9 protein-coding genes are annotated in these 11,772 nt (G+C 63.9%); 7 read left to right on the forward strand and 2 right to left on the reverse strand.

What is annotated here, in order from left to right; all coding sequences use genetic code 11:
- Window positions 1–2: 2 nt before the first annotated feature.
- A complete protein-coding gene (locus WC704_RS08350; protein WP_372889450.1) occupies window positions 3–1,952 on the reverse strand; it encodes an OPT family oligopeptide transporter in 1,950 nt (649 codons plus the stop codon).
- A 123-nt stretch (window positions 1,953–2,075) separates the two neighbouring features.
- Here WC704_RS08350 and WC704_RS08355 point away from each other — a divergent pair, with 123 nt between their 5' ends.
- From WC704_RS08355 to WC704_RS08385, 7 genes are all read left to right on the forward strand, one after another.
- On the forward strand, window positions 2,076–2,531 hold the full coding sequence (locus tag WC704_RS08355; protein WP_372889451.1) for a MarR family winged helix-turn-helix transcriptional regulator: 456 nt from the start codon (window positions 2,076–2,078) through the stop codon (window positions 2,529–2,531).
- On the forward strand, window positions 2,524–3,624 hold the full coding sequence (locus WC704_RS08360) for an HlyD family secretion protein (RefSeq protein WP_372889452.1): 1,101 nt from the start codon (window positions 2,524–2,526) through the stop codon (window positions 3,622–3,624). The genes WC704_RS08355 and WC704_RS08360 overlap by 8 nt, the downstream gene beginning before the upstream one ends.
- Entirely contained in the window at window positions 3,602–5,227 is a 1,626-nt protein-coding gene (locus WC704_RS08365) for a DHA2 family efflux MFS transporter permease subunit (RefSeq protein WP_372889453.1), read from the forward strand. Before WC704_RS08360 ends, WC704_RS08365 begins: the two co-directional genes overlap by 23 nt.
- Window positions 5,228–5,279: 52 nt before the next feature.
- Complete coding sequence (locus WC704_RS08370; RefSeq protein ID WP_372889454.1) at window positions 5,280–6,110, forward strand: diacylglycerol kinase family protein; 831 nt, start codon at window positions 5,280–5,282, stop codon at window positions 6,108–6,110.
- Window positions 6,107–6,874, forward strand: coding sequence for a metallophosphoesterase (locus tag WC704_RS08375; protein WP_372889455.1), 768 nt, complete (start codon window positions 6,107–6,109; stop codon window positions 6,872–6,874). The genes WC704_RS08370 and WC704_RS08375 overlap by 4 nt, the downstream gene beginning before the upstream one ends.
- Before the next feature lie 42 nt (window positions 6,875–6,916).
- Window positions 6,917–8,188: a dipeptidase gene (locus WC704_RS08380; RefSeq protein WP_372889456.1), complete on the forward strand. Its 1,272-nt coding sequence runs from the start codon at window positions 6,917–6,919 to the stop codon at window positions 8,186–8,188.
- Between the two features lie 188 nt (window positions 8,189–8,376).
- Window positions 8,377–11,247: a TonB-dependent receptor plug domain-containing protein gene (locus WC704_RS08385; RefSeq protein WP_372889457.1), complete on the forward strand. Its 2,871-nt coding sequence runs from the start codon at window positions 8,377–8,379 to the stop codon at window positions 11,245–11,247.
- 40 nt (window positions 11,248–11,287) lie between these two features.
- Here WC704_RS08385 and WC704_RS08390 read toward each other — a convergent pair whose 3' ends face one another.
- The gene (locus tag WC704_RS08390; RefSeq protein WP_372889458.1) at window positions 11,288–11,758 is read right to left on the reverse strand and encodes a hypothetical protein; all 471 of its coding nucleotides are present in this window, start codon (window positions 11,756–11,758) and stop codon (window positions 11,288–11,290) included.
- Window positions 11,759–11,772 lie beyond the last annotated feature (14 nt).

Below are 11,772 nucleotides of genomic sequence, written 5' to 3' on the forward strand. Positions count from 1 at the left end.
TGTTACCGCGAGACCGTGATAGTCCGGCGGTACAGGGCCGCCGCAATCGCGAGGAACAACACCGTCCCGCCGATCAACGCCGCCGTCTCATGGCCCGCACCGATCAGCGCAAGCGGCGCATCGCTGCCACTGGCCCATACGATCAGCGCGAACAGCACGCCCCACAGGCTTTCGCCGACGATCAGCCCCGTTGCGGTCAGCGTGCCCATGCGCTCGGCCACTTCGGGGTTGGCGGTGGTGCGCGCCCAGCGGTCGTAGAACCAGCCGATCACCGAGCCCAGCACCGTCGGCAGGATCACCGACATCGGCAGGTAAATGCCCAGCGCCACGCCGAGCGGGGGCAGACGCAACAGCTTCAACCGCCCGAGCACTTCGTCGAGGACGATCAGCACCACGCCCGCCGCCACGCCATAGCTCAGCATCCGCCAATTGGCGTCGCCCGACAGCACACCCTTGGCCAGCGCCGAGATCAGCCCGGCTTGCGGCGCGGCGAGTGCATTGGGGCCGGCACCGGGCACGCCGACAAAGCCCAGGCCGCTGTTGAGCACGTTGAGCACGGGCGGGATGATGAGCGAACCGAACACCACGCCGATCACCAGCGCGACCTGCTGCTTCCACGGCGTCGCGCCGACCAATTGGCCGGTCTTGAGGTCCTGCAGATTGTCGTTGGAAATGGTGGCGACGCCGAACACGATGCCGGTGACGATCAGCGCATACGCGATCAGCGCGCGCGTGGTGTCGGCACCCGGATGCTGCCCGAACAGGCCGACTAGCATCAGCGAAGACCCGATCACCGCGAGGATGCCGATGCCCGAAACGGGCGAATTGGACGCGCCGATCAGCCCCGCCATATAGCCGCACACCGCCGCGATCATGAGGCCTGCGACAAGCACGAACACCAGCGCCCCCGCGATCAGCAGCGCCGCCGATCCGACCAGCGCGCCACCCGCGATCACATCCCACAACAGCCAGGCGATCGGTAGCAGCGTGAGCAACGCGACCCCTGCCACCCACACGATTGGCAAATCCTGCTCTTCCAGCGCCAGCGCCTCGCCCTTGCCGCGCGCGGTGCTTGCCGCCAGCGCCGAGCGCACGCCGCCGATGACGGGCCCGGCGATCTTCACCAGCGTCCAGATCGCCGAAATGCCGATTACGCCAGCGCCGAAAAAGCGCACGTCGCCCTTCCAGATCGTGTTGACCCAGGCGGCCATGTCGCCGGGCATGGGGTGGGCGGCAGTGAGCAGCGGCACCAGCACGAACCAGCCGATCACTAGCCCCAGGCCCATCGCGGCGCCGACCGAAATGCCGACGAGATGGCCGACGCCGAGCAAGGCGAAGGACAGGCTGCCGGAAATGCCGGTCGCGCCCGCGCCGACGCGAAAGGTGGTGGCCGCGGTGTCGGTGATGATTTTGGTCTGGGTAACAATCGCGAAGCCCGCCGAGGCAATGCTGTTCCAGATCAGCACGAACAGCCCGGTACGTGCTTCGGCTTCGCCCTCGCGCGAGCCCGCGCCGATTTGCAGCACTTCGGCGGCGGCGACGCCCTCGGGATAGGGCAGATCGGTATCGACCACCAGTGCGCGGCGCAGCGGGACCGAGAACATCACGCCCAATATGCCGCCGGTCGCGGTGATCATCGCGGTCTGGACATAAGGGAAGCCGTGCCACCAGCCGATCATCACCAGCCCCGGCAGCACGAAGATGATCGCCGCCAGCGTTCCCGCAGCACTCGCCACTGTCTGCACGATGTTGTTTTCGAGGATCGTCGCGCCCTTGAACAGCCGCAGCACCGCCATCGAGATGACGGCGGCGGGGATCGAGGTGGCGAACGTCAACCCGACCTTGAGCCCGAGATAGACGTTGGCGGCGGTGAACAGCAGCGTGATGAGTCCGCCAAGCAACACGCCCCGCAGGGTCAGTTCGGCGATCGGGCTGGGGCGTGTGGTGGTCATGCGGCTATCTGGCACAGCGCCGGGCCTCCGTGACAGAGATTTTTGCAGCGGAACCAATTCAGCCGCAGCGGCATTTTGCGGTGCAGCAAATCAGGCTATAGATAATCTAAGCATACTTATTATATGGGCACTATGCAGGATTCGATCGGATTTTTGATTAGCGACGTCTCGCGCCTGATGCGGCGGCGGTTCGATGAGCGCGCGCGGCTGATCGGCGTGACGCGCACGCAGTGGCGCGTGCTCAAGTTTCTTCAGCGCGACGAGGGCATCAATCAGGGCGGGCTGGCCGATTTGCTCGAGGTCGAACCCATCACCTTGTGCCGGATGATCGACCGGCTCGAAGAGGCCGATCTGGTCGAGCGGCGGCGGGATCCGTCCGATCGGCGCGCGTGGCAAATTTTCCTGACCGAGCGCGCCCGCCCTTTACTCGAAGAATTGGGGCATCTTGGCGAGGTGGTGCTGGGCAGCGCGTTGGCGGGTGTCACTCCCGCTGAGCATGATGCCGTGATGGCCACGCTCCAGCGGATCCGCAGCAATCTGTCTTCCCCGGATAAAACCCATGAGGCCGCAAATGGCTGATGCCGATCCCAAGATTGCCCATGCGGCGGCGACCGACACCGTGGTCATCTCTCCGCCGCCCGGCGCGATGATCGAAACGCCGGTCAAACGGCGCGCGTGGCTGCGGCCTTTGCTGATGCTCAGCGTGCCGCTGTTGCTCATCGCGATCGCGGGCTATTTCTGGCTGACGGCGGGGCGCTTCGTCTCGACCGACAATGCCTATGTCCAGCAGGACAAGGTGTCGGTCTCGTCAGACATTGGCGGGCGTATCGTGAAAATCAACGCGCGCGAGAACCAGCCGGTCAAGGCGGGCGACCTGTTGTTCCAGATCGACCCCGATCCCTATCGTATCGCTTTGGCGCAAGCCAATGCCGCGATCGCAACCGCGCGGGTGCAAGTAAGCACGCTGGCGACCGACAGTGGCGGCGCGGCGGCGGACATTGCCAGCGCCAAGGCCGATATTGCGCTCGCGCAGGCGACCTATGATCGCCAGGCGGCGCTGATGAAGCAGGGCTTCACCACGCGCGCCAGCTTCGACGCGGCGGCGCAGCAAGTCGCGGCGGCGAAGGCGCGGCTGGCGACGGCCAATGCCAGCGCGGCCAAGGCGCGCACGCAAGTCGGCAGCGGCACCGACGCATCGGGTGTGCCCGCTGCCGTGCAGGCGGCGATGGTCCAGCGCGACAAGGCCGTGCTCGATTTGCGGCACACCTCGGTCTATGCGCCGGTATCGGGCACGATCAGCCAGTCCGATCGGCTCCAGGTTGGGCAGATGATGATCGTTGGCTTGCCCGCCGTCAGCATCGTGTCGAACCATCCGGCGTGGATCGAAGCCAATTTCAAGGAAACCGAGCTCAATAAGATGTGCGTCGGGCAACCCGCCGAAGTCGCGTTCGACGCCTATGACGGCCTGAAATTGAAGGGCCATGTTCAGTCGATTGGGGCAGGGACAGGTTCCGAATTTTCGGTGCTGCCGGCGCAGAATGCGACGGGCAACTGGGTCAAGGTGACGCAGCGTGTGCCCGTGCGCATCGCGATCGACCAGCCAAGCAAACGCCCGCTGATCGCGGGGCTGAGCGCCAACGTCACCGTGGATGTGCGCAGTGGCCACTGCTAATCCCGATGCGGGCGAGGCCGATCGCCTCGCCCGCATCCCCTCGACCGAGGAGGCGGTGCCGCTGGAAGAGCGCGCCTCGCTCCACACCCGCAACCGCCCGTTGCTGACGATCGGGGTGATGGCGGCGACGATCATGCAGATCCTCGATTCGACCATCGCCAATGTGGCGTTGCCGCACATGCAGGCGTCGCTCGGTGCGACGTCGGACACGGTCACCTGGGTGCTGACCAGCTATATCGTGGCGTCGGCGGTGGCGATTCCGTTGACCGGCTGGCTCGCCGACCGGCTCGGCTCGCGCAATCTGTTCCTCGGCGCGGTGGTCGGGTTCGTGATCGCTTCGATGCTGTGCGGTCTTGCGTCCAGCCTGCCCGAAATGGTGCTCTTCCGCGTGCTGCAAGGCGTTGCGGCGGCGTTCATGAATCCGCTGAGCCAAACCGTGATGATGGACATCAACCCCCGCTCCAAACAGGCAGCGGCAATGTCGATCTGGGGCATGGGCATCATGGTCGGGCCGATCCTGGGACCGGTGATCGGCGGCTGGCTGACCGACAATTATGATTGGCGCTGGTGCTTCTACGTCAACGTGCCGATCGGCATTGCCTGCTTCCTGATTCTGTGGGCGCTGCTACCGTCACGCGAAATCAAGCAGCGGGGCTTCGACATTTTCGGTTTCTCGATGTTGGCGGTGGCGATCAGCGCGTTCCAGTTGATGCTCGACCGGGGGCAGACGCAGGACTGGTTCAGTTCGTGGGAAGTGTGGACCGAGGGGATGGTCGCGCTGGGCGCGGCGTGGATGTTCCTTGTGCAATTGTTCACCGCGAAGAGCGCGATGTTCGACCGCGCGCTGTTCCTCAACCGCAATCTGTTGACGGGCGTGGGCTTCATGCTGGTGATCGGCGTGCTGATGACCGCGACGCTGGCGCTCCTCCCGCCGATGCTGCAGCAGCTTTACGGCTACCCTGTGCTGACGGCGGGGATTTTGCTGATGCCGCGTGGCATCGGCATTGTCGGCTCGATGTATATTGCCGGGCAGTTGATGAAGCGCCAGGTCGATCCACGGCTGATGGTCGGGGCCGGACTGCTCATCGCCGCCTGGTCGCTCTATGAGATGACCGGCTGGACGATCGAAATGGGGCAGCAGCCCTTCATCGTCACCGGCTTCGTGCAGGGGATCGGCCTTGGGCTGGTGTTCATCCCGCTCAACATCACTGCGTTCGGGACGCTCGATCCGCGCTATCGTACCGAGGCGTCGAGCCTGATGAACCTGGCGCGCAACATTGGCGGTTCGGCGGGCATTTCGGTGGTGACGGCGCAGCTTGCCCGTAACATCCAGACCGCGCATTCCGAGATCGGCCAACACATTCCTGACCCCGGCCTGGTGGCGAAGGACCCGGTAGTAAGTTCGATCACGGGCGGTGCGAGCGACACGGTGCTGGCGATGGCAGACGCGATCGTCAACAAACAGGCGGCGATGATCGCCTATCTCGACGACTTCAAACTGATGATGATCCTGACGCTGGCGTCGATCCCCTTGGTGTTCCTGTTACAACGCTCGGCTCCGCCCAAGGTTGGCGACGAGCCGGTGCATGTGGCGGTGGACTGAACCAAGTGCCGATGGCGCGCCACCTTTGCCCGCGCTGTGCGTTGGCCACGCCATGAAGACACTTTGGTTCATTACAAATCCCAAATCGGGCACGGCCACCCCGGCCAAGGCCGAGGCTCTGGCCACGCTGTTCGCCGATCGCGGACTGGTTCTGGCCGGACGCACGGCCTTTCCCGACGATGCATTGCCAACGCCGCAATCGCTGGAGGCAGCGGGGGTCGATACCGCCGTGCTGTTTGCCGGGGACGGCACTATCAACGCTGCCGTATGTGCGCTGGCCGAATGGCGCGGTGCGATCCTGATCTTGCCCGGCGGCACGATGAACATGCTGGCAAAGCATCTGCACGGGGCCACCGACCCGGCGGCGATCGTCGCAGCGGCGGTCGAGCACGGGCGGATGACGGGTCTGCCTTATGTCGATGTCGCGGGACAACGCGCACTTGTCGGCTTGATCCTCGGGCCCGCCGCCACATGGGTGCGGGCGCGCGAAATGGTCCGCGCGGGGCGGTTGCGTGGCCTCGGCCGGGCGATGAAACATGCCTGGCAGCGGACTTTCGGTCGTGGCATCCGCCTGGAGGGTGTGCCCGCGCTAAAGCATGGCGCGCAGGCGGTGTTCGTCCGACCGGAAGCGGACCATCTCGACATAGCGGCGATCGATGCGCGTGATTTCCGGGCGATCGCACGGCTCGGTTGGGAATGGGTGACGGGGGATTGGGTTGCCTCGGGCGAGGTGACGCATTGCCATGTCCGGGCGTTCCGCACCTGCGGCGACAAACCCGCGTTGGCGCTGGTTGATGGCGAGCCGATCATGCTCGAACCCGGCTCCACAGTCAGCGTCGGCATGATGCGCGGGATCTTTATTACGACCAGGGCCACTGCATGACGCGGCTGTTCCATGTCAGCGATGTTCATTTCGGGCGTGAGGATGCGGCGGCGGTCGCGTGGTTCGATGCGCTGGTAAAGGCCGAAAAGCCCGATGCGGTGGTGATGACCGGTGACTTGACCATGCGCGCGCGGCGACGGGAGTTCGCGGCGGGGCTCGCCTGGTTGCAGGGGCTTGGCGTGCCGGTAACGGTCGAAGTCGGCAATCATGATTTGCCGTACTTCAATCCGATCGACCGCTTCTTCCGGCCCTATCGGCGGATGGCGGCGGTGGAGCGCATCGTCGAGCAACCGCTCGATTTGCCGGGCATTGCGATCATCCCGCTGGTGACGACAGTGCGTGCGCAGTGGCGGCTCAACTGGTCGAAGGGCAAGGTTAGTCGCACCGCGCTGGAGCAGGCGTTGGCGTTGGTTGCGGCGGTGCCCGCAGGGCGGCTGATCTTCATCGCGTGCCATCATCCTTTGGCGGAGCCCGAGACGCGGATGTCGGCGCGCACCCACAATGGCGCGCAGGCGCTGGTTGCGCTGGCGCGGGCGGGTGCCGATGCCGTGCTGACCGGCCATGTCCACGACCCGTTCGATATCGCGCACGAGATTGAGGGGCGGACGATGCGGATGATCGGGGCGGGCACCTTGTCCGAACGTATCCGCATTACGCCACCCTCGTTCAATGAGATTCGCATCGCGGATGGCCGGTTCGATGTGCTTCAGCGCACGATGGACCTCGCCCCCGCCGTCCCCTTGCTGCGCGAACGGGCCGAATAGCTGCCGACTTGTCGCGCCGCGCAGCATCGATATGCTGGCGTCATGAAACCAGCCCTTTTGCTCGCCCCGCTCTTCCTCCTCGCGGCTGTTCCGGTCAGCGCGGCGCCATCCGATGTGGATGCCCGTGTCGCGCGCGTGCTGAAGGCGTCACCGCTGATCGATGGGCACAATGACTGGGCCGAAACCCTGGTCGGGCGCGTGGGGGAGGCACGCTGGACGCTCGACCTCACCAAGCTCGATCCTGCGAAATTCAATACCGACATCACGCGGCTGCGCCAGGGTGGGGTCGGCGGGCAGTTCTGGTCGGTCTATGTCCCGGCAAATCTACCGGGCCCCGAACAGGTCGAGGCGACGCTCAATCAGATTGGTCTGATGCAGCAAATCTTCCAGCGGTATCCGAGCGTGTTCGAACCTGCCGTCACTGCCGCCGATGTACGGCGGATCCATCGCCAGGGGCGGATCGCGTCGATGCTCGGCGTCGAGGGCGGCGGGCAAATCGACAGCAGCTTCGCGGTGTTGCGTGCCTATCGTCGGCTCGGCGCGTCCTATCTGACGCTCACGCATTCGCGGACGATCGCCTGGGCGGATTCGGCCACCGACGACCCCCAGCATGGCGGCCTGACCAAATTCGGCGAGGCGGTGGTGACCGAGCTCAACCGTCTGGGAATGCTGGTCGATCTCAGCCATGTCAGCGAGGCGGCGATGCGCGATGCGTTGCGGGTGAGCAAGGCGCCGGTGATCTTTTCGCATTCGAGCGCGCGCGCTTTGTGTGACCATCCGCGCAACGTGTCCGATGCGGTGCTCAAGCTGGTCGCGGCCAATGGCGGGGTGGTGATGGTCAATTTCGCACCGAGCTACGTCTCCGAGGAGCGGCGCCGCTGGGAAGCCGCGCGCAATGGCGAGATTGCCAGCTATAACGCGCCGCCCTTTGGCGGGCTGTATATCGGCCAGCCCGACAAGGCCAAGGCCGCGCTGGCCGCCTGGGAACAGGCGCATCCCAAGCCGGTGGTGACGCTTAGCCAGGTTGCCGATCACATCGACCATATCGCCAAGGTGGCAGGCGTGGATCATGTCGGGATTGGCTCCGATTTCGACGGCCTTGGTGAGTTGCCGCAGGGCCTTTCCGGTGTCGAAACCTATCCGGCGCTGCTGGCCGAACTGGCGCGGCGGGGGTGGAGCGATGCCGATCTTGCCAAGCTCGCTGGCGGCAATGTGCTGCGGGTGATGGAGGGGGCGGAACGCGTTGCGGTGGCGATGAAGGATCAGCCAATGGCAACCGGAACGGTCGCGGCGCTTGATCGCAAGGAGCCCTGAGGCGACAACACGTTGCTTTTGAAACGAGTTTGCGGATTGTTTGTTGCTGCTTTGACGGCATTTTCGTTGTAAAAATGCAACAAGTTCGACAATTTTTGCTGCGATGCAATAATTGATCGTTGCATGACATTGCCATGACAGCCCGGGTCGATCAGCTTTTACCACAGGGTAAAAGGGGAAGACCGATTATGAAAATGTATCTTCGCTGTACGGTTGCGGTGGCGGCGCTGGCGTTTTGCGATTTCGGCATGGCGCAGGCGCAAACCGCTGAACCGAGCGCACCTGCGGCGGCGGAAAGCGGCGGGGACATCATCGTTACCGGATCACGTATTCGACGCGACCCGCTCGATCAGGATTCGCCGGTGGTAACCGTCGACCAGGCGTCGCTCGCGCGTACCGGCCTGTCCTCGCTCGCCGACGTCTTGCAGCGCTTGCCGAGCGCGAGCGGCGGGTTGAACAGCAAGGTCAACAATAGCGGCAATATCGGTAACCCGCCCGACGGCGGCGGCGTCGGCGCGGGGTCGGCGGAAATCGATCTGCGCTATCTGACCGCCAAGCGCACACTGGTGCTGGTGGACGGCTTGCGCTTCGTCAACGGCGCATCGGCCAGCGGGATTCCCTCGACGGTCGACCTCAACACCATCGCGCTCAGCTCGATTGACCGGATCGAAGTGCTGCAGTCAGGCCAGTCCCCGCTTTATGGGTCGGATGCACTCGCGGGTGTCGTCAACGTCATCACCAAGGTGAAGCAGAAGGGGCTGCAGGCGACCGCGCAGTTCGGCACCTTCCGCCAGGGCGACGGGCACACGCAAGACTATAACATCAGCTACGGCATTCAGGCGCCGACGACGAGCATCGTGTTCGGCGGCAGCTATGTGAAGCAGGAAGCCGTCAGCACGCGCAACCGCTCCATTTCGCAATATCCCAACCCTGGCCAAACGAGCTGCACCGATCCGGTCGGCGGGTGCAGCAGCGCGACGCTCAACGGCTTTTACTCGGTGCTTGGGCTGCCGACGCTGACCGTAAAGAACCCGGTGACCGGGCGGCCACGTTTCTCGGCGGCTGACCCCACCGGGGCGAACAGCGACTATCGTTTGTTCACTACGGCGGATCGCTTCAATTTCTCGCCCTATAACTATTTCCTGACGCCATCGGAGCGTTATGGCTTCTTCGTCAGCGCAAAGCAGGAGCTTAGCTCCACCGTCAATCTGCGCGTGAAGGCGAATTACACGCGGCGCAATTCGCAGAACCAGGCGGCGTTCCTGCCGCTGTTCATCGGCCCCGATGCCGGAAATGGCAATTTGCTCGACACGATCTCGATCGATGCGACCAACCCCTATAACCCGTTCGGCGTCACGCTGTCTGCGGGCGGTGCGGGCAATCCGCCGGCCAATTACTCGACCATCCGTCGCCGCCTGATCGAAGCCGGGCAGCGCACCTATACGCAGCACGTCGACACGCTGTCGGTAACGGGCACGCTCGATGGTTCGTTCAATGTCGGCAGCCATAAATTCTACTGGGATGTGAACGCCGTATTCGGGTTCAACGATGCCAAGCAGACCTTTACCGGCAATATCAATGCGGCAAGGCTGGCGCAGGCGTTGGGCCCGGTCGCCAATTGCACGGGCGCGTGCGTGCCGTTCAACATCTTCGGCGGCGCAGGGAGCATCACCCCGGCGATGCTCGCCTTTGTCGGCTTCACCGAAAAGGACCGCAGCTCGCAAAGCGTGAACGACTATACCGCCAATTTGAGCGGTAATGTGTTCGATTTGCCTGCGGGTCCGGTCGGGATCGCGGTCGGCTATGAGCATCGCTATCAAGTCGGCGACTTCGCTCCCGATCCGGTGATCGCCGCAGGATTGGGCGCGGATATTCCCGCGCAACCCGCGCATGGCAGCTACAATTCCGACGAAGTTTATGGCGAATTGCGGGTGCCGTTGATCCACAATACGCCGTTCATTCAGTCGCTCGAACTCGATGGTGCGGTTCGCCACGCCGATTATTCGACCAGCGGCGGCAACACCACCTTCACCGGCAGCGGCCTGTGGAAGCCGGTTTCCGACCTGTTGCTGCGTGGGTCCTATGCGCAGGGGTTCCGCGCACCGAGCATCGGCGAGCTGTTCGGCGCGCAATCGCGGGCGGATGCGCCGATCGACGATCCCTGCACCAACGTCGCCGGATCGCCTTTCCAGACCTCGGCGACGGTGCGGGCGAACTGCATCGCCACCGGGGTTCCCGCCAATGGCAGTTATCAGGAACCGAACGGTGGCCAGATTGGCGTGTTGACCGGGGGCAATACCGCGCTGAAACCGGAAACCTCGCGGACATGGCTGTTCGGCGGCGTCTATTCACCGGCTTGGGCACGTTCGAGCAGCTTTGCGAGCGCGCTCAATCTTGAGGTCAATTATTATGACATTCAAGTTTCGAACGCGATCGCTCCGGTTGATGCACAGCTAACGTTGACTCGATGCGCCCAAACCGCGGATGCGCTAAGCTGCGCTGCGGTCATACGGTCGCAAAGCGGCCGGGTGTCGCGGATCAACGCGCAGTTGCAGAATATCGGCAGCATCAAGACCAAGGGCATCGACGTTACCGCCAATTACCGCACGCCGCGCACCACGGCTGGCGTGTTCGGGCTCTCGCTCAGCGGCAATTTCCTGCTGAAATATACCGAGACCTTCCCGGCGGCGACCGGCTTCACCACGACGGACTATCGCGGTACGACCCGTGGTTTCCCCGATCAGTCCTATCCGCGCTTCAAGGGGACAGGCGTGCTGGATTGGCAGTATCACGGCCTCGCGGCGTCATTCACCGGTCGGTATATCGACAGCGTGGTCGAAGGGAATGGCAACAAGCTGAACAGCCGCTTCTATAGCGACATCCAAGTGTCCTTCTCACCGCCGGTCCTGTCGAACCGCGTTTCGATGACGGTGGGCGTCAACAATGTGTTCAACGTGAATCCGCCTGCTTGCAGTAGCTGCACCGGGCCGAATTATGATCCGACCACCTACGACGTACCCGGCCAATTCGGCTATTTGCGGCTGTCGTACAAGATGTGAGGGAGGCCGGGCGCGGTGGTCATCGCCGCGCCCGGTTGCTTCACCGGAGCCAGCGCGTCATTGCCGGATAGGTTTCGGTCGTCGTCAGGCCATACCACGCCAATAATGGCAGGCCGATATAGTGGCCGCCCGCGAAACTCTCCGCGAGCCACGCACCCGCGCCACGATAGCCGTCGTCATGAAATACGATCGCTGGATCGAGATCGATCGCGCAGGCAGCGGCATAGGACCAGCAGATTGCGGCAATTTCCTCACCGGCATCGCTCGGAATTGCATCGAGCGTATCGCGCAGTGCCGGATCGGTCACCGCGATATGGCCTGCCTCGTGGAGCAGGTCGCCCGGATAGCGGAGCCGCACCGCGTCAACCAGCAACTTTCCACGCACCACCGTCATCGCGGGTAACAGCGAGTCCTCGGGAACGGAACTGGCGATGACCGGGATGCCGATCTCCGCCAGGAAAGCGGTAATCCGCGCGGCGACAGGATCGGCGAAGAGGGCGGCGTTGGACATTGCCAAAACCTAGC

The organism is Sphingomonas sp. (genome assembly GCF_041661885.1).
Lineage (GTDB): Bacteria > Pseudomonadota > Alphaproteobacteria > Sphingomonadales > Sphingomonadaceae > Sphingomonas.

Coding starts and splice junctions, on each gene's coding strand:
- WC704_RS08350 (WP_372889450.1), bottom strand. CDS start 1,952: ATGACCACCACACGCCCCAGCCCGATCGCCGAACTGACCCTGCGGGGC.
- WC704_RS08355 (WP_372889451.1), top strand. CDS start 2,076: ATGGGCACTATGCAGGATTCGATCGGATTTTTGATTAGCGACGTCTCG.
- WC704_RS08360 (WP_372889452.1), top strand. CDS start 2,524: ATGGCTGATGCCGATCCCAAGATTGCCCATGCGGCGGCGACCGACACC.
- WC704_RS08365 (WP_372889453.1), top strand. CDS start 3,602: ATGTGCGCAGTGGCCACTGCTAATCCCGATGCGGGCGAGGCCGATCGC.
- WC704_RS08370 (WP_372889454.1), top strand. CDS start 5,280: ATGAAGACACTTTGGTTCATTACAAATCCCAAATCGGGCACGGCCACC.
- WC704_RS08375 (WP_372889455.1), top strand. CDS start 6,107: ATGACGCGGCTGTTCCATGTCAGCGATGTTCATTTCGGGCGTGAGGAT.
- WC704_RS08380 (WP_372889456.1), top strand. CDS start 6,917: ATGAAACCAGCCCTTTTGCTCGCCCCGCTCTTCCTCCTCGCGGCTGTT.
- WC704_RS08385 (WP_372889457.1), top strand. CDS start 8,377: ATGAAAATGTATCTTCGCTGTACGGTTGCGGTGGCGGCGCTGGCGTTT.
- WC704_RS08390 (WP_372889458.1), bottom strand. CDS start 11,758: ATGTCCAACGCCGCCCTCTTCGCCGATCCTGTCGCCGCGCGGATTACC.